This is a genomic window from Spirillospora sp. NPDC052242 (assembly GCF_040679555.1).
GTDB lineage: Bacteria > Actinomycetota > Actinomycetes > Streptosporangiales > Streptosporangiaceae > Spirillospora.
Genome location: NZ_JBFAUZ010000046.1, coordinates 22776 through 44413, shown reverse-complemented (window position 1 = coordinate 44413; position 21638 = coordinate 22776). Strand labels below are relative to the sequence as shown.

Annotated in this window: 17 protein-coding genes; 11 read left to right on the top strand and 6 right to left on the bottom strand. The window is 73.7% G+C overall.

Annotated elements, in window-relative coordinates; translation table 11 throughout:
• The first annotated feature begins 122 nt into the window (after nt 1-122).
• On the top strand, nt 123-2591 hold the full coding sequence (gene leuS / locus AB0L25_RS31210; RefSeq protein WP_500176310.1) for a leucine--tRNA ligase: 2469 nt from the start codon (nt 123-125) through the stop codon (nt 2589-2591).
• Nucleotides 2592-2640: 49 nt separating this feature from the next.
• Here the strand turns inward: leuS and lexA are convergent, their stop codons facing one another.
• Complete coding sequence (lexA, locus tag AB0L25_RS31205; protein WP_500176309.1) at nt 2641-3324, bottom strand: transcriptional repressor LexA; 684 nt, start codon at nt 3322-3324, stop codon at nt 2641-2643.
• Nucleotides 3325-4517: 1193 nt separating this feature from the next.
• On the opposite strand from lexA, the gene nrdR reads away from it, so the two are divergent.
• From nrdR to AB0L25_RS31190, 3 genes are all read left to right on the top strand, one after another.
• A complete protein-coding gene (nrdR, locus tag AB0L25_RS31200) occupies nt 4518-4991 on the top strand; it encodes a transcriptional regulator NrdR (RefSeq protein WP_500176308.1) in 474 nt (157 codons plus the stop codon).
• A gap of 117 nt (nt 4992-5108) precedes the next feature.
• Complete coding sequence (locus tag AB0L25_RS31195; RefSeq protein WP_500176307.1) at nt 5109-7934, top strand: vitamin B12-dependent ribonucleotide reductase; 2826 nt, start codon at nt 5109-5111, stop codon at nt 7932-7934.
• Between the two features lie 165 nt (nt 7935-8099).
• Nucleotides 8100-9008, top strand: a complete 909-nt coding sequence (locus AB0L25_RS31190; protein WP_500176306.1) for a helix-turn-helix domain-containing protein — start codon at nt 8100-8102, stop codon at nt 9006-9008.
• A 6-nt stretch (nt 9009-9014) separates the two neighbouring features.
• Here the strand turns inward: AB0L25_RS31190 and AB0L25_RS31185 are convergent, their stop codons facing one another.
• A complete protein-coding gene (locus AB0L25_RS31185) occupies nt 9015-9749 on the bottom strand; it encodes a DoxX family protein (protein WP_500176305.1) in 735 nt (244 codons plus the stop codon).
• Nucleotides 9750-9842: 93 nt separating this feature from the next.
• On the bottom strand, nt 9843-10706 hold the full coding sequence (locus AB0L25_RS31180; RefSeq protein WP_500176304.1) for a serine hydrolase: 864 nt from the start codon (nt 10704-10706) through the stop codon (nt 9843-9845).
• A 144-nt stretch (nt 10707-10850) separates the two neighbouring features.
• Here AB0L25_RS31180 and AB0L25_RS31175 point away from each other — a divergent pair, with 144 nt between their 5' ends.
• The 5 genes from AB0L25_RS31175 (at nt 10851) to AB0L25_RS31155 (ending at nt 15450) form a co-directional block, all read left to right on the top strand.
• Nucleotides 10851-11477, top strand: a complete 627-nt coding sequence (locus tag AB0L25_RS31175) for a GntR family transcriptional regulator (protein ID WP_500176303.1) — start codon at nt 10851-10853, stop codon at nt 11475-11477.
• A 28-nt stretch (nt 11478-11505) separates the two neighbouring features.
• Entirely contained in the window at nt 11506-11970 is a 465-nt protein-coding gene (locus AB0L25_RS31170) for an OsmC family protein (protein WP_500176302.1), read from the top strand.
• An 84-nt stretch (nt 11971-12054) separates the two neighbouring features.
• Entirely contained in the window at nt 12055-13041 is a 987-nt protein-coding gene (locus tag AB0L25_RS31165) for a hypothetical protein (RefSeq protein ID WP_500176301.1), read from the top strand.
• Nucleotides 13042-13051: 10 nt separating this feature from the next.
• A complete protein-coding gene (lplAB, locus tag AB0L25_RS31160) occupies nt 13052-14101 on the top strand; it encodes a lipoate-protein ligase LplAB (protein WP_500176300.1) in 1050 nt (349 codons plus the stop codon).
• 104 nt (nt 14102-14205) lie between these two features.
• A complete protein-coding gene (locus AB0L25_RS31155) occupies nt 14206-15450 on the top strand; it encodes a TerD family protein (protein WP_500176299.1) in 1245 nt (414 codons plus the stop codon).
• Nucleotides 15451-15498: 48 nt separating this feature from the next.
• On the opposite strand, the gene AB0L25_RS31150 is transcribed toward AB0L25_RS31155, so the two are convergent.
• Both AB0L25_RS31150 and rnhB read right to left on the bottom strand, forming a co-directional pair.
• Nucleotides 15499-16146, bottom strand: a complete 648-nt coding sequence (locus AB0L25_RS31150) for an HhH-GDP family DNA glycosylase (RefSeq protein ID WP_500176298.1) — start codon at nt 16144-16146, stop codon at nt 15499-15501.
• 81 nt (nt 16147-16227) lie between these two features.
• A complete protein-coding gene (gene rnhB / locus AB0L25_RS31145) occupies nt 16228-16986 on the bottom strand; it encodes a ribonuclease HII (RefSeq protein ID WP_500176344.1) in 759 nt (252 codons plus the stop codon).
• A gap of 271 nt (nt 16987-17257) precedes the next feature.
• Here rnhB and AB0L25_RS31140 point away from each other — a divergent pair, with 271 nt between their 5' ends.
• Both AB0L25_RS31140 and AB0L25_RS31135 read left to right on the top strand, forming a co-directional pair.
• A complete protein-coding gene (locus tag AB0L25_RS31140; protein ID WP_500176297.1) occupies nt 17258-19852 on the top strand; it encodes an AAA family ATPase in 2595 nt (864 codons plus the stop codon).
• Between the two features lie 58 nt (nt 19853-19910).
• Nucleotides 19911-20996, top strand: a complete 1086-nt coding sequence (locus tag AB0L25_RS31135) for a winged helix DNA-binding domain-containing protein (protein ID WP_500176343.1) — start codon at nt 19911-19913, stop codon at nt 20994-20996.
• 21 nt (nt 20997-21017) lie between these two features.
• On the opposite strand, the gene AB0L25_RS31130 is transcribed toward AB0L25_RS31135, so the two are convergent.
• Complete coding sequence (locus AB0L25_RS31130) at nt 21018-21629, bottom strand: TetR/AcrR family transcriptional regulator (protein ID WP_500176296.1); 612 nt, start codon at nt 21627-21629, stop codon at nt 21018-21020.
• Nucleotides 21630-21638: the final 9 nt, after the last annotated feature.

Below are 21638 nucleotides of genomic sequence, written 5' to 3'. Positions count from 1 at the left end.
ACGGCCACGCTGACGCGAGAAAGTCAGCGTGGCGGCCCCTCCTGAGCGAGGGGCCGTTTCATTTCGGCGGACGGCCTGGCCCCTTTTCCCGGGACTCGCTAGGGACGGAAGAGAGAGAAAGCGTGAGCAGCGACGAGCAGTACGACCCGCGGGCGGTTCAGGACAGGTGGCAGGCCCGATGGGCGGAGCTCGACCCGTTCAAGGCCGCCGAAGGCGACGACGGCCGCGAGCGGCGCTACGCGCTGGACATGTTCCCCTACCCGAGCGGTGACCTGCACATGGGTCACGCGGAGGCGTTCGCGATCGGCGACGTCCCCGCCCGCTACTGGACCCAGCGCGGCTTCAACGTGCTGCACCCCATCGGCTGGGACTCCTTCGGCCTGCCCGCCGAGAACGCCGCGATCAAGCGCGACTCGCACCCGGCCGAGTGGACGTACGCCAACATCGACACCCAGGCGGCGTCGTTCCAGCGGTACGCGCCGTCCTTCGACTGGTCGCGGCGGCTGCACACCTCCGACCCCGAGTACTACAAGTGGACGCAGTGGCTGTTCCTGCGCTTCTACGAGCGGGGCCTGGCCTACCGCAAGGGCGGCCACGTCAACTGGTGCCCGAAGGACCAGACCGTCCTGGCGAACGAGCAGGTCGTCGGCGGGCACTGCGAGCGCTGCGGCACGCTGGTCGAAAAGCGCGTGCTGACCCAGTGGTACTTCAAGATCACCGAGTACGCGGACCGGCTGCTGGACGACATGGAGCAGCTGGAGGGCAAGTGGCCCGAGCGGGTCCTGCTGATGCAGCGCAACTGGATCGGCCGCTCCACCGGCGCCGACGTCGACTTCGTCATCGAGGGCCGCGACGAGCCCGTCACCGTCTACACCACCCGTCCCGACACCCTGTACGGCGCCACGTTCATGGTCGTCGCCGCGGACGCCGCGCTGGCCGAGGAGATCTGCGCGCCCGACCAGCGCGCCGCGTTCGAGGCCTACCGGGAGGAGGTCTCCCGGGAGAGCGAGATCGAGCGGCTGTCCACCGAGCGGGAGAAGACCGGCGTCTTCCTGGGCCGCTACGCGATCAACCCGGTGAACGGCGAGCGGCTGCCGATCTGGGCGTCCGACTACGTGCTGGCCGAGTACGGGCACGGCGCGATCATGGCGGTCCCCGCGCACGACCAGCGCGACCTGGACTTCGCGCTGAAGTTCGGGCTGCCGGTCCGCGTCGTCGTCGAGACCGGCCAGGCCGACCCGGCGGCCACGGGCGTCGCGACCCCCGGCGAGGGGCGGCTGGTCAACTCCGGCCCGATCGACGGGCTGGCCAAGGCGGACGGCATCGCCCGCATCATCGAGATCATGCAGGAGCGCGGCACCGGCCGGGCGTCGGTGAACTTCCGGCTGCGCGACTGGCTGGTGTCGCGGCAGCGGTTCTGGGGCTGCCCCATCCCGATCGTGCACTGCGACGCGTGCGGCGAGGTCCCGGTGCCGGACGAGCAGCTGCCGGTGCGGCTGCCCGACGGCCTGCGCGGCGCCGACCTGGCGCCCAAGGGCACGTCGCCGCTGGCCGCCGCGGCCGACTGGGTGAACACCGAGTGCCCCAAGTGCGGCGGCGCCGCGAAGCGCGACACCGACACGATGGACACGTTCGTCGACTCGTCCTGGTACTACTTCCGGTACTGCTCGCCGGGGTACGAGGGCGGCCCGTTCGACGTCGAGCAGGTCCGCAAGTGGATGCCGGTCGACCAATACACCGGCGGCGTCGAGCACGCCATCCTGCACCTGCTGTACAGCCGGTTCTTCACCAAGGTCCTGCACGACATGGGCATGGTCGACTTCACCGAGCCGTTCACGCGGCTGCTGAACCAGGGCCAGGTGATCAACCAGGGCAAGGCGATGTCGAAGTCGCTGGGCAACGGCGTCGACCTGGGCGAGCAGATCCGCGAGTTCGGGGTGGACGTCGTCCGGCTGGCGATCCTGTTCTCCGGGCCGCCCGAGGACGACATCGACTGGGCCGACGTGTCCCCGCACGGCATGTCGAAGTTCCTGTCCCGCGTGCACCGCATCGCGAGCGAGGTCGGGGCCGCCCCCGGCGCGGACCCGGCGTCCGGGGACGTCGCGCTGCGCCGCGCCACCGCCCGCACCGTCGACGAGGTCACGACCCTGGTCGAGTCGCAGCGGTTCAACGTCGCGATCGCGCGGATCATGGAGCTGGTCACCGCGGCCCGCAAGGCGATCGACTCGGGTCCCGGCGCCGCCGACCCGGCCGTCCGGGAGGCCGCCGAGACGATCGCCGTGCTGCTGTCGCTGTTCGCGCCCTACACCGCCGAGGAGGCGTGGTCGCTGCTGGGCCGCACCGCCCCGGTGGTCCGCGCGGGCTGGCCGTCCGCCGACCCGGCGCTGCTGGTCGAGGAGTCGGTCACCTGCGTCGTCCAGGTCGCCGGCAAGGTCCGCGACCGGCTGAAGGTGGCCCCGGGCATCGCGGGCGACGAGCTGGAGAAGCTGGCGCTGGCGTCGCCGAAGGTGCGGGACGCGCTGGGCGGCGCGGACATCGCGAAGGTGATCGTCCGCGCGCCGAAGATCGTGAACATCGTGCCGAAGCGCTGACACGGGAACGGCCGCCGGGGACGCCCCCGGCGGCCGTTCGCGCGTCGTCTCACATCTTGCGCAGGACCGCCACCACCCGGCCGAGGACGGACGCCTCGTCGCCGGGGATCGGCTCGTAGGCGGGGTTCTGCGGCATCAGCCAGATGTGCCCGTCCCGCCGCTTGAACGTCTTCACCGTGGCCTCGCCGTCGATCATCGCGGCGACGATGTCGCCCTGCTCGGCGACGGGCTGCTGGCGGACGACGACCCAGTCGCCGTCGGCGATCGCCGCGTCGATCATCGAGTCGCCGGTGACCTTCAGCAGGAAGTGCGTGCCCTCGCCGACGAGCTGCTTGGGCAGCGTGAAGACGTCCTCGACGGCCTCCTCGGCGAGGATCGGGCCACCGGCGGCGATCCGGCCGACGAGCGGCACGTACGCGGGCGCCTGGGCGGACGTCGTCCCGTCCGGGGTCTCGGGCTCGGTGCGCACCGGCGTCGCCCCCGGCACCCGCACCTCGACCGCGCGCGGCCGGTTCGGGTCGCGCCGCAGGAACCCCTTGCGCTGCAGCGTCCGGAGCTGGTGCGACACGCTCGACGTGCTGGTCAGGCCGACCGCCTCGCCGATCTCCCGCATGGACGGCGGATAACCGCGGCGCTGCACCGAATCGCGGATCACCTCCAGCACCATGCGCTGCCGCTGCGTCAGCCCCGACTCGTCCATCGGCCCGTCGGGCAGCTCCCGGACCTTGCTCATCGCTCGCCTCCCGGGCGCCTCGATCTCAATCACTCCTGGTCATGCACGTTATCGCGCTTCGGCGCCTCGATCAAACAATTGTTCGAAGTGCTCAGGTGTTTTCTGAGGACGTCCACAGAACATCGTACAGGCGTTCGATCCGGTTTTCTCGCGCCGGGGTCCGAGATGGCCGCTTCAACCGATACGCACCGCACGGTTTGCCCGTCCGAACCCAATGCGCAAGGCGTCCCTCCCGGAGGGCGTCTCGGGTGCGTTCTCGAATCGCCCCCGCCCGTGCGGGTTACGGCGAACGGAGAGCGATGAAGGTCCGCGCGAGACCGCCATGCGACCGGGAAATGAGCGGCCGTGAGCCGGGCGAGATATCCGCTATGCCGGACGAGCGGACGGCGCCCCGAGTCGGCCCCCGACCCGCAATCGGCGGAGCGGCGAATCGGGGCGCGCCCGACCCGAAGCCGCAGCGTACGGCCGTCCCGGGGTGCTGAGGTCGGCCAATGGCAAGAGGCGCGGTGTCGGCGTCCCGCAACCGGCTGAAGCGGGTTTCGGAGCGCCTCGACGGCACCCGGATTGTCGGTGCCCGCCGGCATACGGCCGGATTGCATCGGACGCCAGAGTGACGGGGTTCGACGGCGATTCCCATTGCGCCGGACGTCCCCCGGACACGGACCCGCAAGGCGAGCGAACAGGCACCGGACATCGACGCGCGCCGGATCCGGGTCCGGCCCGGCTCGCCCCGCGGTCCGGAAACGATCGAAGCCGCGACTCGCGGCCGCGGGCCGGCCGGAAGTCCGGCCCGGATCGGCGCTCGGGACGGATGCCGCCGGGTTCGATCAGCCGCGCATCCCGGCCGGGCCGGACGGGACCTCCGGCCCGGCCGTGCTCCGACCGCACGACGGGCGGCGGGGTGCCGCGAGAGGGCCGGAGAGGCGGACGATCTCGGCCCGCCGGCCGTCGCGCAGGCCGCCGGGCGCGACACGCCGGAACGCGGATCCGATGTGGTCGGGCGGGGCCGCGCGCCACCAGCACGTCCGTGGCGGATGTGACTCGGGAGGCAGTCGATCAGGTTGCGTTGGCGTCTGCGGACCCGTACGGTTGACCACAACATCTAGTAGTTACATCGATGGGATTAACCACAACTTGTGATTGTGGCGCTGTTCTCGCGATGATGCTCCATTCGGTCCGGGGAGGGGAGAACCGTGCACTGCCCGTTCTGCCGCAACCCCGACACCAAAGTGATCGACAGCCGTTCCACCGACGACGGGGGCGCCATTAGGCGGCGCCGCTCGTGCGCCGAATGCGGTCGGCGATTCACCACGCAGGAGAATGTCCTCGTGATGGTCGCCAAGCGAAGCGGCGTCACCGAGCCGTTCTCCCGCGACAAGATCATCGCTGGGGTGCGCAGGGCCTGCCAGGGCCGCCCGGTCGACGAGGACGCGCTCGCGAAGCTCGGCCAGCGGGTCGAGGAGGCCATCCGGTCGTCGGGATCCGCGGAGATCCCCTCGCACGAGATCGGCCTCGCGATCCTGGGGCCGCTCGGTGAACTCGACGAGGTCGCGTATCTGCGGTTCGCCTCCGTGTACCGGAGCTTCGAATCGCTCGACGACTTCGCGCGGGAGATCGAAACACTGCGGAATGCCGGTTCCTCGGGGGAGCCCGGCCCGTCCCGTTAGGGACGGCGGAAACACAAAGCATCGAACGTGAAGCGCCACCGCGCCGGGCATGCCCCGCGCGGCGGCGGAGTTGTTCCTGGACAGGGCCCGGCGGGAGGGCCCGAGAGGGGGAAGGTCATGACGGAGACGGTGAGCGGCTCGACGGCGCGGCGCGGCAAGGGGGCGCGCAAGGGCCTGAAGGTCGAGCGGATCTTCACCAAGCCCGGCGTGCATCCGTACGACGAGCTGACCTGGGAACGCCGTGACGTCGTCATGACCAACTGGCGGGACGGTTCGGTCAACTTCGAGCAGCGCGGCGTCGAGTTCCCGGACTTCTGGTCGCTGAACGCGGTCAACATCGTCACCTCCAAGTACTTCCGCGGCGCCGTGGGCACCCCGGCCCGCGAGTGGAGCCTCAAGCAGCTCGTCGACCGCGTCGTCAGCATGTACACGAAGACGGGCCTGGAGAACGGCTACTTCGCGTCGGACGAGGACGCCGAGATCTTCGACCACGAGCTGAAGTACGCGCTGGTGCACCAGATGTTCAGCTTCAACTCGCCGGTCTGGTTCAACGTCGGCACCAAGTCCCCGCAGCAGGTCTCGGCGTGCTTCATCCTGTCGGTGGACGACACGATGGAGTCGATCCTCGACTGGTACAAGGAAGAGGGCGTCATCTTCAAGGGCGGCTCCGGCGCCGGCCTGAACCTCTCCCGCATCCGGTCCAGCCGCGAGCTGCTGTCGTCCGGCGGCACCGCCAGCGGCCCGGTCTCGTTCATGCGCGGCGCGGACGCGTCCGCCGGGACGATCAAGTCCGGCGGGGCCACGCGGCGCGCGGCGAAGATGGTCGTGCTGGACGTCGACCACCCCGACATCGAGGAGTTCATCGAGACCAAGGCGCGCGAGGAGGACAAGATCCGCGCGCTGCGGGACGCCGGGTTCGACATGGACCTCGGCGGCAAGGACATCGGCAGCGTCCAGTACCAGAACGCCAACAACTCGGTCCGCGTGTCGGACGAGTTCATGCACGCCGTCGAGTCGAACGGCGAGTTCGGGCTGCGCGCCCGGATGACCGGCGAGGTCGTCGAGACGATCAAGGCCAAGGACCTGTTCCGGCAGATGGCGCAGGCCGCGTGGGAGTGCGCCGACCCCGGCATCCAGTACGACGACACGATCAACGACTGGCACACCAACCCCGAGACGGGCCGCATCACCGCGTCGAACCCCTGCTCGGAGTACATGTCGCTGGACAACTCGTCCTGCAACCTGGCGAGCATCAACCTGCTGAAGTTCCTCGGCGCGGACGGCACGTTCGACGTCGCGCGGTTCGTGAAGCTGACCGAGCTGGTCATCACGGCGATGGACGTGTCCATCACGTTCGCCGACTTCCCGACCGAGAAGATCGCCGAGACGACCCGGGACTACCGGCAGCTCGGCATCGGCTACGCCAACCTGGGCGCGCTGCTGATGGCGACCGGCCACGCCTACGACTCCGAGGGCGGCCGCTCCCTCGCCGCCGCGATCACGTCGCTGATGACGGGCGTCGCCTACCGCCGCTCGGCCGAGATCGCGGGCGTCGTCGGCCCGTACGCCGGGTACGCGCGCAACGCCGAGGGCCACAAGCGGGTGATGCGCAAGCACGCCGCCGCCAACGACGAGGTCCGCACGCTCCACGAGATGGACAAGACGATCCTCGCCGCCGCCGCCAAGCAGTGGCAGGAGTGCCTGAAGCTCGGCGAGAAGCACGGCTACCGCAACGCGCAGGCGTCGCTGCTGGCCCCGACCGGCACCATCGGCCTGATGATGGACTGCGACACCACCGGCATCGAGCCGGACCTCGCGCTGATGAAGTTCAAGAAGCTCGTCGGCGGCGGGTCCATGCAGATCGTCAACCACACGGTGCCGCGCGCCCTGGAGCAGCTCGGCTACCAGCAGGAGCGGGTCGAGGCCATCGTCGAGTACATCGCCGAGCACGGCCACGTCGTGGACGCCCCGGGCCTGCGGCCCGAGCACTACGAGGTGTTCGACTGCGCGATGGGCGAGCGCGCGATCAGCCCGATGGGGCACGTGCGGATGATGGCGGCCGTCCAGCCGTTCCTGTCCGGCGCGATCTCCAAGACGGTCAACATGCCGGAGCAGGCGACCGTCGAGGACATCGAGAAGGTGTACTTCGAGGGCTGGCGGCTCGGCCTGAAGGCCCTGGCGATCTACCGCGACAACTGCAAGGTCGGGCAGCCGCTGTCGGCCGCCGGGAAGAAGGACAAGACCGAGGCCGTCGCGGCGCCCGCGGCGCCCGCCGAGGTCCGGCCGGTCCGCAAGCGGCTGCCGAAGCAGCGCCCCGCGACCGTCACCCGCTTCTCCGTCGCCGGCGCCGAGGGCTACATGACCGCCTCGTCCTACCCGGACGACGGCCTCGGCGAGGTGTTCCTCAAGCTCGGCAAGCAGGGCTCGACCCTCGCCGGCGTGATGGACGCCTTCTCCATGGCGATCTCCATCAGCCTCCAGTACGGGGTGCCGCTGGAGACCTGGGTCGAGAAGTTCACGAACATGCGGTTCGAGCCGGCCGGCATGACCGACGACCCGGACATCCGCATGGCGACGTCGGTGATGGACTACATCTTCCGCCGCCTGGCGCTCGACCACCTCCCCTACGAGGAGCGCGCGGGCCTCGGCATCTTCACCGCCGAGGAGCGCGCGATGCAGGCCAACGGCGAGGACCCGGCGTCCCTGCACGAGGACGAGGTGCAGCACGACGACCTCGCCCAGACCGCGGAGATCGCGCGTCCCGCGGCGCCGCAGGCGGCCCCCGCGACGGCGAACGGCGCGCACTCGTCCGTCGAGGCCATCGAGAGCCGCCAGGGCCGTACGCAGGACGCGCCGCTGTGCCTGACCTGCGGCACGAAGATGCGGCCCGCCGGAAGCTGCTACGTCTGCGAGGGCTGCGGCTCCACCAGCGGCTGCAGCTGACCGTTCGCGTGAAGTGAAGCGGGTGCCGGTCCCACCGGCACCCGCTTCGCCTGTTGTGGGGGCGGCTCGGAACATCCCGTTCGGCGTCCCCGGCCGGCGTCGGGCCGGCGTCCCGGTGCTCGGCGAACTTGAGTTTCCAGCGGGTGGAAGGTGCACAGTCGAGCCATGAGCACGAGCGCGGAGCTGTTCACGATCGGACGGCTCGCCGAGCGGTGCGGGCTGTCGACGCGGACGGTCCGGTTCTGGTCCGACGCCGGGCTGGTCCCGGTCGCCGCGCGGTCGGCGGGCGGGTACCGCCTGTACGACGCGGAGGCGGTGGCGCGCCTGGACCTCGTCCGGACGCTCCGCGAGCTGGGGCTGGGCCTGGACCAGGTCGAGGCGGTCCTGACGGACGCCGCCACGGTCGCGGAGGTCGCGGCGGCGCACGTCGCGGCGCTCGACGCGGAGATCCGCATGCTGCGGACCCGCCGCGCGGTGCTCGCCACGGTCGCGAAACGCGCGACCACGACGGAGGAGACGCTGCTGATGCACAAGCTGGCACGGATGTCCGCCCGGGAGCGGCAGGAGATCATCGACGAGTTCGTCCGGTACGTGGTGGAGGGGGTCGACGCCGACTCGCCCGCGATCGGCATCGCGGAGAACATGCGGCTGCCCGCCGAACTGCCGGACGACCCCGCGCCCGCGCAGGTGGACGCGTGGATCGAGCTCGGCGAGCTGGTCGCCGACGAGGACTTCCGGCGGCGCGTCCGCGACATGGCGGTCGGCGGGCGGCCCGCCGGGGAGCCGCGGTACGCCATCGACCCGGGCGCGATCATGGAGCACGCGGGGCGCGCCCTGGCGGACGGGGTCGCGCCCGAGTCGCCGGAGGGCCGCGCCGTGGTCGAGCGGATCGCCGACCCGGACGTCCCGGTCGCGGAGCGCGCGGCGGTCGCCGACGAGATGGCGGCGTTCACCGACGCCCGCGTGGAGCGCTACTGGAACCTGCTGGCGATCATCGACGGGCGGGAGCCGGCCCCGGCGGCCGTCCCGGCCTTCGAGTGGTTCATCGCGGCGCTGCGCGCCCACTCCGGGTGACCCGCGTCAGGACGGCGCGTCCCCCGCGGCGTCCGCGGCGTCCGCCGGCGGCTTGACGGGCTGGGTGTCGCCGGTGCGGCGGCGGTGCGCCGCCTTGCGGCGGCCCGCCACGGGCTTGTCGTCCTCGGTCCCGGCGGGCGGGGCCGGGGGCGCGGCGGGCTCGGGCGGCGCGGGGGCGGGCTTCGGGGCGGACCGGCGGGGCGGGGCCTTCTTCGGCGGGGGCTCGACGGGCCTCGTCTCGGCCTCCCGGAGCGACTCCACGAAGCTCTCGGCGTCCTCCTCGTCGTCCTCGTCCCGCGGTTCGTCCGGGCCCGCGGCGCGCCGCCGGACGATCCAGGCGTCGAGCGTCAGCCGCCCGCCGGCGCCCGCGGCGAACAGCAGGGCGGCCATGCCGAGCGCGACGACGAGCTCGTAGCCGTTCTGCGCGCGGTCGCCGTCCACCATGAACAGGCCCCGGTCGGCGTGCACGAACAGGAACGCGCCGACCATGTCGACGAACAGGAGGGCGCCGGTGACCGGCAGAGCCAGCCCGGCGATCAGCGCGGCGCCGCCGAGCAGCTCGACGAACGCCGCGTAGACGGCCGCGGCGGTCGGGAGCGGGACCCCGAGGGCGTCGAAGGACTCGCCCGTCGCGGTGACGCCGGCCTCGATCTTCTGCCAGCCGTGCGCCATGAAGACGACGCCCACGCCGATCCGCGCGAGAAGGGCCGCGACGTCGTACACCAGTGACCGAGAGCGCATGCCGTCGACTCCTTCAGCACGGGGGTGGGCCCGGGTCGTCGGAGAGTATGACGGCATCCGGACGAATCGCGCGAATACCCCAGGTAGGCGCGGTCACCGGTGCTCGTGCGGACGGTCCAGGGCGGACGCGACGGTCCGGACGGCGTGCTCGAGGGTCTCGATCCCGGCCGCCATCGTCGCGTTCCGCTCGGACAGCGCGGCGATCAGCAGGAGGCGGCCCGAGACGCGGACGAGGCCGATGCTGTTGATCGTCCAGCGGCCGCCGTGGGCGTCGCGGGGCAGCCAGCCGTTCTTCAGGGCCGCGTCCCCGCCGGCCGCCGCGCTCACGCCCCAGGACTGCGCCGGGACCACGTCCGCCATGAGGTCCCGGACGCGGCGGCGGTTCGCCGCCGACAGCGGGCTCGCGGGGGAGACCAGCGCGGTGAGGAGCGCGACCTGGTCGGCGGCCGTGGTCGTCGTGGAGCCCCAGAAGCCGCCGGGCCCCGGGTCCGTGCCGCGCAGGCCGAAGTCCTCGTTCGCGGCCGTGAGGCCCTCGGCGCCGCCGATGGCCTGCCAGAGCGCCGTGGCGGCGTCGTTGTCGCTGACGGTGACGGCGCGCTCGGCGAGCGCCTCCTCGGCGGCCGTCGGCGCGCGGCCCTCGCGCTGGGCCCGCAGGAGCAGGGCCATGACGATGTTCACCTTGACGATGCTGGCCGTCGCCGGGTGCAGCGCGTCCCCGTAGGAGTAGGAGACCTCGCCGGTCGCGTCGCGCACCGCGAGCGACACCGAGCCCGGACGTTCCCGCAGGTAGGCGTCGAGGGCGCGGGTGAGGTCGGCGCGCTCGGCCGCGCCGGGGACCGGGGACGGGCGGGGCGCGGGCGGCGGGACGGCGGCGAGCACGGCGGACGGGGGCCGCGGGCGCGGCGGGACGGGCGCGCCCGCGGCGAGGACGGCGAGGACGGCGGCGCACGCGATCACGAGCGCGACGATAGGCCACCGGCGCCTCATGCGCGGTCCGGCGGGACGATCTCGTTGGGCATGGCGGGGAGTGTCGCGGGACGGGCGTTTCCCGGTCGTTACGCCGTTCGCGTGCAATGTATGCTTTGCATGCAAAGGAGGGTCATGCAGGCGGAAGCGGTGTACCGGCGGTTGCGGGAGCTGATCGTCGCGGGGGAGTACCCGCCGGGCGAGCGGCTGACCGAGGCGTCGGTGGGCGCGGCGCTGGCGGCCGGGCGGACCCCGATCCGCGAGGCGCTGCGCAGGCTGGAGAGCGACGGCCTGGTGCGCGGCGTCGGGCGCGGCGTGGTGGTGCGCGGATTCGGGACGGACGAGCTCGCCCACGCCTACGCGGTCCGTGCGGCCCTCGAAACGCTCACCGCGGAACTCGCGGCGGACCGGCAGCGGAGCGGGCACATCGCGCCCGCCGCCCTCGCGGCCCTCGACCGGGACGCCGACGCGCTGGAGCTGGTGACCGCAGGCCGCGACCTGGACCGGGCGGTCGAGCTGAACCGCCGGTTCCACCGGGGCGTCGCCGAACTGGCCGGGAACCCGGTCGCGCTGGAGACCCTCGACCGGCTGTGGGACCGGATCGTCGTGTCGACGCGCGCGTCGCTCGTCCCGCCGGAACGTCCGGACGAGGTCGCGGACGAGCACCGGCGGCTGCTGCGGGCGATCAGGGAGGGCGACCGGGCGGCGGCGGGCCGGATCGCGGGCGCCCACGCCCGCGCGACCGGCGCGGTCGTGCAGTGACCGGCGGCCCAGGCGGAGGAGGAGACGCATGCCGAAGACGCACCGTTACGAGGTGTCCGTGACCTGGACGGGCAACACGGGGACGGGCACCGGCTCGTACCGGGCCTTCGAGCGGGCCCACGAGATCCGGGCGGAGGGCAAGCCGCCGATCGAGGGCAGCTCCGACCCGGCGTTCCGCGGCGACCCGGCCCGCTGGAACCCGGAGGAACTGCTGGTGGCTTCCCTGTCGGAGTGCCACATGCTGTGGTACCTGCATCTGTGCGCGGGCGCGGGCATCGTCGTCACCGCCTACACCGACGAGCCGCTGGGCACCATGGTGGAGACGGCGGACGGCGGCGGCCGGTTCGAGGAGGTCGTGCTGCGCCCCCGCGTGACGCTGGACGACCCCGCGCGGGCGGACGAGGCGGAGGGGCTGCACGCGCGGGCCCACGAGCTGTGCTTCATCGCGAACTCGGTGAACTTCCCCGTGCGCCACGACCCCGTGACCGTCTGAGCCCCGCCGCCTCGCCCGTCCGGGGGAGGCGGCCCGCCCGCGCGGGGGAGGCGGCGCGGTCCGGCGCCCCGCAGACTCGCGATCATGGCGATGGAGGCGACGGCGGGCCCGGCGGGCCGCCGGTGGACGGCGGCGCGGCGCGTCGCGGGGTACGGCGCGGCGGCGTCCCTGTCCCTGTACCTGGTCGTAAAGGTCATCTGGGTGGCGGCGGGCCTGGCCGGCGCCCTCCCCGCGGACGTGGGCGGCGCGGACTGGATCGTGCTGAACGCGGTGACGGCCGGGATGGCCGCCGCCGGGATCGCGCTCGGCGTCGTCCTGGCGCGGGACCCCGGCCGCCGGGTGCCGGCCGTGCCGCTGCTCCTCGTCGCGTGGACCGGCGCCGGGTTCCTCGTCCCGATGATCCCGTTCATGGTGCTGAGCCCCCTCGTCGGCGGCGGTTCCGGCGGCGGCGATTCCGGTGCCGATGAGGGCGGCGGGGCGGCGATGCCCGCGTGGGAGGCCGCGTTTCTCGGCATCGGCTTCCTCGGCATGGCCGTGGGCCTGGCCGTCGCCGTCCCCCTCCACCTGCGGGAACGGTGGCCCGCCGCGTTCGCCGGCCGGCTCGGCGCGGACGGCGCCGGCGGTGCGGCGCGGGCGGCGGGGCGCGCCCGCACGTGGACCGTGACCGCGGTGTGCCTCTCCCTGGCCGCGACCTGGACGTACTGGGCGGCGGGCGGGACGCTCGGCCTCGACCCCGCGCAGCGCGACCGGCTGGACGCCGACGCCCGCCTGCTCCTCGGCGGTTCGGCGCTGTGGGCCGCGCTCGGCGCGTGGGCCGCCGCGGCGCGCCGTCCGGGGACGCCGACGTGGCTGCCGACGGCCGTCGGCTTCACGGCGTCGGGATCGCTGTTCGCGTGGAGCGCGTGGAAGCTCCCGCTCGCCTTCCTGCGCCCCGGCGACTACGCGCCCGTCGAGCATCCGGCCGTGGCCGCCGTCCAGCACGGGGCCGGCGCCGCCGCCGGCGCGCTGCTGCTCGCCGCGATCGTGCGGGCGGTCGCCGCGGCGGAATCGGGGCGGCGGGGGCGGGGTTGATCCCTATGTGATGCACGGTGAGTACAAGGTTCCCGGCGGCAAGCTGGTGGTCGCCGACGTCGACGTCGTGGACGGGCTGCTGCGCGGCCCGCGGATCAGCGGCGACTTCTTCCTCGAACCGGACGAGGCGCTCGCCGCGATCGACGCGGCGCTGGACGGACTCCCGGCGGGGCTGGACGCGCGCGAGATCGGCGCCCGGGTGCAGGCGGGGCTCCCGCCCGGCACGGTGCTGCTCGGGCTGACCGCGGAGGCCGTCGGCATCGCGGTGCGCCGGGCGGTGGCGCGCGCGTCGGACTGGCGCGACCACGAGTGGCGGCTGATCCACGAGGGGCCGCAGGAACCGGCCGTCCACATGGCGCTGGACCAGGTGCTGGCCGAGGAGGTCGCCGCGGGACGGCGGCCGCCGACGCTGCGGGTGTGGGAGTGGGCGTCCCCCGCGGTGATCATCGGCAGCTTCCAGTCGCTGCGCAACGAGGTGGACGCCGCGGAGGCGGCCCGCGCCGGGGTGGACGTCGTCCGGCGGATCAGCGGGGGCGGCGCGATGTTCGTCGAGCCGGGCAACACGATCACGTACTCGCTGTACGCGCCGGAGTCGCTGGTCGCGGGCATGTCGTTCGCGGAGAGCTACGCGTTCCTGGACGACTGGGTGCTGGGCGCCCTCGGGGAGCTGGGCGTGCGCGCCTGGTACCGGCCGCTGAACGACATCGCGTCCGACCAGGGGAAGATCGCGGGCGCGGCGCAGAAGCGGCTGGCCGCCGGGGCGGTCCTGCACCACGTCACGATGGCGTACGACATCGACGCGGCGAAGATGACGCGGGTGCTGCGGATCGGGCGGGAGAAGATCTCCGACAAGGGGATCGCGAGCGCGAACAAGCGGGTCGACCCGCTGCGGCGGCAGACCGGCCTGCCCCGCGAGGAGATCATCGAGCGGATGATCGGGCACTTCCGCGCCAGGTACGGCCTCGTCCCGGACCGGCCCACCGAGGACGAGCTGCGGCTGGCCGACAAGTACGCCGCCGACAAGTTCACGACGCCCGCGTGGACGGCCCGGGTGCCCTGACCGGCGGAACTCCCGCCCGCCGCCGTGCGTCAAGGAGTCGGGGCAGGTCGCGGGCCCGCGCGTCCGGCCGTAGGGTTCGGGGCAGCGGCGGAGGAGGACGTGTCATGTCGATGCAGAAGGGCGCCAACACCCCGGTGGGGGCGTCGGCGGTGCGGATCGAGCTCGGGTGGCGGGGCGGGGTGGGCACGCCCGACGCGGACGCGTCGGCCCTCCTCCTGGCCGGCACGGGCCGGGTCCGGTCCGACGACGACTTCGTCTTCTACAACCAGCCGGTGCACGGGTCCGGCGCGGTGAAGCACGAGGGCAAGCAGCGCGGCGCGACCGTCCTGGACGTCCTGTCGGTCGACCTGGACCGGGTCGAGCCGGCCGTCGAGCGGATCGTCGTCGCGGCGTCCGCCGACGGCGGGACCTTCGGCGAGATCGACGGGCTGTACGTCCGGCTCGTGGACGCCTCGGGCGGCGCGGAGGTCGCGCGGTTCGACAGCCATGGCGCGACGACGGAGACGGCGTTCGTGCTCGGCGAGCTGTACCGGCGGCAGGGCGCGTGGAAGTTCCGCGCGGTCGGCCAGGGCTACGACTCGGGCCTGGCCGGGCTGGCGACCGACTTCGGGATCTCGGTCGACGACGACCCCGCCCCGGTGCCCGCCCCCGAACCCGCTGCCGCGCCCGCCGCACCGCCCGCGCCCGCCGCGTCCGCGCCCGAGCCGCAGGTGGAGGGCGGGAAGATCTCGCTCACCAAGAGCGCCCCGTCGGTGTCGCTGACCAAGCACGGCGCGACGTCCGGGCACATGCGCGTGAACCTGAACTGGACGGCGCGCGAGGGCGTCGCCACGGGCCTGTTCGGCAAGCGCCGCCGCGGCGTCGACCTCGACCTCGACCTGTGCTGCCTGTGGGAGCTGCGGGACGGCCGCAAGGGCATCATCCACGCGCTCGGCGACATGGGCGCCCTCGACCGCCCGCCGTACATCCGGCTCGACAAGGACGACCGGACGGGCGCCGTCGCGTCCGGCGAGAACCTCCACATCAACCTCGACCGGACGGCCGACTTCAAGCGCATCCTCGTGTTCGCCGAGATCTACGACGGCGCCGACGACTTCCGCGGCCTGGACGCCATCGCCACCCTCTACCCGGTCGGCTCCGCGCCGATCGAGATGCGGATGGACGACTGCGTGGACCGCTCCCGGGACGCGGTCCTCGCGCTCATCGAGAACGTGGACGGCGAGCTGGTCGTGCACCGCGAGGGCCGGTTCGTCCCGCCGCCGCCCGGCCGCCCCCGCTGGGGCAAGATGTCGGTCGACCAGGCGTACGGCTGGAACCTGGAGTGGGTCGCCTCCCGCGGCAAGGGGTGACGTGTTCATGGCGGCGCCCTCGGCGCCGCAATGAACGGGTGGACGAGGTCATCGTCCGGCGGTGACCGCTTCCTTGAAGGAGTCGGCGAGCTTCTTGTCGCGGCCGACGCGGACGAGCGCGGCGGTGAGCCGGGCGAGGTCCTTGTCGGCGACCCGGCCGGCCAGGTCGTCCGGGTCGGTGGGCAGGCCGAGCCGCTCGGCGCCCTTCTTCACCTGGTCGTCGACGTAGGGGCGCAGCCACGGCCACACGGCCTGGGCCTCGCGGCAGAAGATGTCCACGCCGGTCGGCCCGATCCCGGGGAACTCCCGGAGCAGCTCGCCGGCCCGCCGCCGGTCGCGTTCCGCCTCGATGGCGAGGCGCCGCAGGTCGCCCCTGTACCGGTCCTGGACGATCTCGGCCGTGTCGCCCAGCCGGGACGCGGTGCTCTCGTCGTAGCGGACGTAGTGGCCGCGGCCCAGCGCGTCCACGCGTTCCTGCCAGGTCAGCCGGGCCATGCCCCGCGCGGTCCCGCCGCCGGCCGCGAACAGCTCGCGGGCCGCCGACAGCGCGATCCCGGACGAGATGCGGGCGCTGAGCAGATTGGCGAGGACGAGCAGCTTGAACAGCGCGGCGGGCGCGTCCTTGAGCTCGAACCCGGCCTCTTCGGCGAACGTCTCCCCGGACTCGCGCAGCAGCTTCTTCACGACAGCGTCCATGGGTCCACCTCCCGTCCGGTCGGCCCTACCCGGACCGGGGGAGATGACGCATTCCGTGTGGAAAGGGCCGATACGGGCGGGTCAGAGGAGGCTGAGCTGCCCCTCCCCGGCGAGCGGGTCGCGGTGCTTCTTGAGGTGACGCCAGCGCGGGAGATCGTCCAGGTACGACCACGAGAGCCGGTGGTGCGGCGTGGGCCCCGCCTCCTCCAGCGTCCGCTGGTGGACGGGCGACGGGTACCCGGCGCTGTCGGCGAACCCGTATCCAGGGAACGCGGCGTCCAGATCGGCCATGAGCCGGTCGCGGTGGACTTTCGCCAGGACGGACGCCGCCGCGACCGTCACCGACCGCTGGTCCGCCTTGATCTCGCAGCGGACCCGCCACGGCGGCCGCAGGAAGTCCTGCTTGCCGTCCAGGATCACCACGTCGGGCGGGACGGGCAGCGCCTCCAGCGCGCGGACGGCGGCGCGCCGCAGCGCCTCGGTCATCCCGACCTCGTCGATCTCCTCGGGGGCGGACGCGCCGACGGCGTGCCCGGCGAGCCAGCCCGGCAGGACCTCGGCGAACGCCTCGCGGTGCGCGCGGGCGAGCAGCTTGGAGTCGGTCAGCGCGACGGTGCGGCCGCCGCGGCCGGGCAGGACGGGCGGGGCGCTCAGGTCGGTCATCGCCGCGCACACGACGACCGGTCCCGCCCACGCGCCGCGGCCGACCTCGTCCACCCCGGCGATCCGGACGGGACGTCCGCCGCCGCCGAGCGCCGCGCACAGTTCGTTCTCGATCTCGTACCCGGCGGCGCGCGGGACGCGTGCGGGCCCGGCGGCGTCGGCGTCGGAGTCGTCCAGGCCCGGCAGGGCACCGGTCGGGTCGGTCACGGAGGTCCCCCTGGTTCGGCGCGCGGTCGGCGGTCCGCGGCGGTGCGGCCCGGCGTCCAGATCCTAGGGCGCGATGCGGCCGCGCGCGTCCGGGCACGTCGCGGGCGACGAATGTCCTGGTCCGGTCGGCCGGGCACGCTCCATTCGGTTGCCGGAAGGTGATGCAAGTGTCTTTGTAAGAGACGACGAACCGCGCCAGGGGAGTCCCGTTCGGCGCGCCACTGCGCTTTACTCGCTTTTGATGGATTCGTTCGACAGGTCCCGCTCCCGCCCGGCGACCGGCGTCGCGGCACGGGATCTTTTCGAGCGCCTGCGCTGGCGCTACTTCCAGGTCCCGCCCGGGCTCCGCTTCCTGGGCGGGCTGCTTCTCGTGGGCCTGGTGCTGTCGGCCATGGTGGTGCTGGACGGGCCGGTGCTGGGCACGGCCGCGTTCGCCGTGATCCTGCTCGTCGTGGTGCACCTGACGTTGCGGTCGCCCACGGGGATGGCGGTCGTCGCGGTGGTCGCGTGCTGGCTCGCGCTGTCGATCCCGCTGGGGCGCCTGTACCCGGACGACGGCCGCCCGCCCTATCTGGCGTCCGAGTTCCTGCTGGCGCTGCTGGCTGTCCCGGTCGCGGGGGTGGCGTTCCGGCTGCGCGGGTACGCGCCGTGGCGGACGGCGGTGCTCGCGCTGGGCGCCGCGGGCGTGCTCACGGCCGCCGTGGCGCAGCCGCTGCCGCAGGCGAGCGCGGCCCCGGGGTGGCTCGCGGCGCTGGCCGTCCTCGCCTACCGCTGGGACCAGGCGCGCCGCAGCGTGCCCGCGGACGAGTACGAGACCGGGTGGGTGCAGGAGCAGGCGGGATCCAAGCCGCCGAAGGACGACGTGCCGCCCGCCGGGGGATCGTCCGGCGGCCCGCGTCCCGACCGTCCGGAGCGGCGGGATCGGCGGGACCGGCGGGACGACGACGGGGCGCCCGGCGGGGACGGCCCGGGGCAGCCGGCCGGGGTGCCCGCGGCGACGCGGGCCGCCTACGAGCAGCGCGCGGCGGCGCGGGCCGCCGACCCGGCGCACCCGCCCGAGCCCGAGGCACCGGGCGGGCGCCGCGCGGACGACCGTCCGGACATCTCGGTCGAGGAGGCGCTCGCCGAACTCGAGGCCATGGTCGGGCTGGAGCCGGTCAAGCGGCAGGTCCGCTCGATCGCCGCGTCGATCGAGGCCGCGCACCTGCGCGCCGCCGCCGGGGTGCCCACCGAGAAGCCGATGCGGCACTTCGTGTTCGTCGGTCCGCCCGGCACCGGCAAGACGACCGTCGCCCGCGTCCTCGCGAAGATTTTTTACGCGTTCGGGCTGCTGCCCGAGGCGACGGTCGTCGAGGCGCACCGCGCCGACCTCGTGGGCGAGTACCTCGGCGCGACCGCGATCAAGACGAACCGGCTGATCGACTCCGCGCTCGGCGGGCTGCTGTTCATCGACGAGGCGTACGCGCTGGTCAACTCGGGGGAGGGGCAGCCGGACCGGTTCGGCGACGAGGCCGTGCAGACGCTGCTGAAGCGCGCGGAGGACGACCGCGACAACCTGGTGATCATCCTCGCCGGGTACGACGCGCAGATGGCCGAGTTCCTCGACTCCAACCCGGGTCTGGCGTCGCGGTTCGGCACGCGCGTGCGGTTCCCGTCCTACCGGCCGGAGGAGCTGCTGCGGATCGCCGAACTGCACACGTCGCGGCGCGAGGACCGGCTGGACGCGGACGCCCGCCGCCGGCTCGCCGCGCGGTTCGAGGAGGTCGAGCGGCGCGGCATCGTCGACGACCTCGGCAACGGGCGGTTCGTGCGGTCGCTGATGGAGGCGGCGGCGCGGGCCCGCGACGTCCGCGTGGTGGACGCGGCGGCGTCGTCCGGGGAGGGGCCGGGGCCCAGCGCGGACGACCTGACGACGATCCGCGCAGAGGACGTGGAGGCGGCGTTCGCCGAGGTCACCGAGCGGTTCCGCGGGTACGCCGAGACGCCGACGCTGGAGGAGGCGCTGGGCTCGCTGGACGCGATGATCGGGCTGGGGCCGGTGAAGCGGCAGGTCCGCGAGATCGCCGCGCAGCTGCAGGTGGCCCGGATGCGGCAGGAGCAGGGCCTGGTCACCCGCCCGCCGACCCGGCACTTCGTGTTCACCGGGCCGCCGGGGACGGGCAAGACGACGGTGGCGCGCGTCCTCGGCCGGATCTTCGCGGCGTTCGGGCTGCTCGCGCGGCCTGAGGTGGTCGAGGCGCAGCGCGCCGACCTGGTCGGCGAGCATCTCGGCGCGACCGCCCTCAAGACGAACAAGGTCGTCGACTCGGCGCTCGGCGGCGTCCTGTTCGTGGACGAGGCGTACGCGCTGAGCAACCCGGGCTACTCGGGCGGCGACGCGTTCGGGCAGGAGGCCGTGCAGGTGCTGCTGAAGCGCGCGGAGGACGACCGCGACCGGCTCGTCGTGGTCCTCGCCGGCTACGAGGACGACATGGACCGGTTCCTGGCGTCCAATCCGGGCCTGGCGTCCCGGTTCGACGTGCGGGTGGACTTCCCGTCGTACGGGCCGGACGAGCTGCTGCGGATCGCGCAGCTGATCGCCGAGCAGGGCGGCGACCAGTGGGAGGACCGCGCCCTGGACGATCTGGCGCTGGTGTTCCAGCGGGCGTGCGGCACGGGCCGCATCGACGAGCTCGGCAACGGCCGTTTCGCCCGGTCCCTGTACGAGAAGGCGTGCGCGTGCCGGGCGCTGCGGGCGGCGGAGCTGGGGTCGGCCGCGACCGCCGCGGACCTGACCGTCCTCACCGCCGAGGACGTCCGGGACGCGTTCGCGGAGCTGGCGCACCGGCTCGCCTGAAGTGTCGGCCCTGAAGTGTCGGCCCTGAAGTGTCGGCGGCGTGCGGTTCAATCGGGGGATGGTCTCGGTGACGTGGGAGCGTGTCCTCGCCTGGCGGATGCGGCGGCAGTTCGTCGATCGTCCGGACGCGGCGTCCGCGGTGGACGTCGCGCGCCGGCTCGGCGGCGTGCAGGCGCAGGTGGCGTCGTCGGCGGAGTTCGCCGTGGCGGTCCGGCGGGCGGCGCCGGAGGCGGGGGAGGCCGCGCGGGCCCTGCGGGACGAGCGGACGCTCGTCAAGACGTGGGCGATGCGCGGCACGCTGCACCTGCTGCCCGCCGACGAGGCCGCCGCGTACCTGGTGCTGTGCGGTGCGGCGCGGCACTGGGAGAAGCCGAGCTGGCAGCGGACGTTCGGTGCCACGCCCGCCGACCTGGAGGCGATCGCCGAGGCGGCGGCCCGCGCGCTCGCGGGCAGCGCCGTCCTCACCCGTGAGGAGCTGACCCGGGCCGTCGTCGAGGACACCGGTTCCGCGCACCTGCGGGAGGTCCTCGGGTCCGGCTGGGGCACCCTCCTCAAGCCCCTCGCCTGGTGGGGCGTGCTGTGCCACGGGCCCGCGCAGGGGACCCGCGTCACGTTCGCGTCCCCGGCGGAGCGGCTGCCCGCGTGGAAGGGCCTCCCGCTGGCCGACGAGGCCGCGCGCACGGTCGTCCGCGCCTATCTGGGCGCCCACGGGCCCGCCACGCCCGACATGTTCGACAACTGGCTCATGCGGAAGGCGAACCGGAAGAAGGACGTCAAGGGCTGGTTCGCCGCCCTGGGCGACGAGCTGTGCACGGTCGACGTGGACGGCGTCCCGATGCATCTGCTCGCCGAGCACCGCGACGAGCTTCTCGACGCCGGGCCGCCGGAGCCCGTCCGGCTGCTGGGCGCGTTCGACCAGTACGTCCTGGGCGCCGGTACGGGCGCGGCGTACCTGATCCCGGCGGAGCGGCGGCGCGAGGTGAGCCGCACCGCCGGGTGGATCTCCCCGGTCGTCCTGCACGAGGGGCGCGTCGCGGGCGTGTGGCAGCCCGAGGACGGTGACATCTCCGTCACCACCTGGGAGGACGTCCCGGCCGACCTGCTCGGCGCCGAGCTGGCGAGGGTGCGCGCGCTGCTGCCCTGACGCGTCGCCGGGGGCGGGCGGTCAGGCGTCCGGCGGGGGATCGGCGGGGGCGCCGCCGGGCAGGGCGTTGAGGGCCGTGTCGGCCACGCGCCGCAGGTCCTCGCGTGAGGCGCCGCCGGCCGCCTGCACCGACAGGCCGTACGAGACGGACCAGACGTACCGGGCGAGGGCGGCGGTGTCCGTATCAGGCGGAAGGTCGCCTTCGTCGCGCGCGCGCTCGAACCGGTCGGCCAGCATCCGCTCCGAGAAGCGCCGCCGCTCCTCGATCTCCCGGCGCGCGGTCTCGTTCTGCCGTCCGGTGACGAGCGCGCCCTGGACGAACAGGCAGCCGCCGGGGCCGCCGGTGACGACATCGATCGCGCCGTGCAGGATCGCCGCGGCGACGGCGCGCGCGGTGGGCTCGGCCACGGCGTCGCGGACGTACCCGGCGGGTCCCTCGGCGTACCGGTCGAGGACCTTGCGGAACAGGGCCTCCTTGTTGCCGTACGCGGCGTAGAGGCTCGGCCGGTTGATGCCCATCGCCGCGGTCAGGTCGGACAGGGCGGTGCCCTCGTAGCCCTGGCGCCAGAAGACGTCCAGGGCGCGGTCCAGCCGCTCGTCGACGTCGAACTCGCGCGGCCGTCCGGTCGGCATCCGCGTCTC

What these genes read in the sequence shown, in the direction of transcription:
- AB0L25_RS31150 (WP_500176298.1), bottom strand. Translation starts at nt 16,146, where the DNA reads ATGGACGCTGTCGTGAAGAAGCTGCTGCGCGAGTCCGGGGAGACGTTC.
- AB0L25_RS31165 (WP_500176301.1), top strand. Translation starts at nt 12,055, where the DNA reads ATGGCGATGGAGGCGACGGCGGGCCCGGCGGGCCGCCGGTGGACGGCG.
- AB0L25_RS31130 (WP_500176296.1), bottom strand. Translation starts at nt 21,629, where the DNA reads ATGCCGACCGGACGGCCGCGCGAGTTCGACGTCGACGAGCGGCTGGAC.
- AB0L25_RS31170 (WP_500176302.1), top strand. Translation starts at nt 11,506, where the DNA reads ATGCCGAAGACGCACCGTTACGAGGTGTCCGTGACCTGGACGGGCAAC.
- AB0L25_RS31175 (WP_500176303.1), top strand. Translation starts at nt 10,851, where the DNA reads ATGCAGGCGGAAGCGGTGTACCGGCGGTTGCGGGAGCTGATCGTCGCG.
- AB0L25_RS31190 (WP_500176306.1), top strand. Translation starts at nt 8,100, where the DNA reads ATGAGCACGAGCGCGGAGCTGTTCACGATCGGACGGCTCGCCGAGCGG.
- lexA (WP_500176309.1), bottom strand. Translation starts at nt 3,324, where the DNA reads ATGAGCAAGGTCCGGGAGCTGCCCGACGGGCCGATGGACGAGTCGGGG.
- AB0L25_RS31195 (WP_500176307.1), top strand. Translation starts at nt 5,109, where the DNA reads ATGACGGAGACGGTGAGCGGCTCGACGGCGCGGCGCGGCAAGGGGGCG.
- AB0L25_RS31155 (WP_500176299.1), top strand. Translation starts at nt 14,206, where the DNA reads ATGTCGATGCAGAAGGGCGCCAACACCCCGGTGGGGGCGTCGGCGGTG.
- AB0L25_RS31135 (WP_500176343.1), top strand. Translation starts at nt 19,911, where the DNA reads ATGGTCTCGGTGACGTGGGAGCGTGTCCTCGCCTGGCGGATGCGGCGG.
- AB0L25_RS31185 (WP_500176305.1), bottom strand. Translation starts at nt 9,749, where the DNA reads ATGCGCTCTCGGTCACTGGTGTACGACGTCGCGGCCCTTCTCGCGCGG.
- AB0L25_RS31140 (WP_500176297.1), top strand. Translation starts at nt 17,258, where the DNA reads ATGGATTCGTTCGACAGGTCCCGCTCCCGCCCGGCGACCGGCGTCGCG.
- lplAB (WP_500176300.1), top strand. Translation starts at nt 13,052, where the DNA reads ATGCACGGTGAGTACAAGGTTCCCGGCGGCAAGCTGGTGGTCGCCGAC.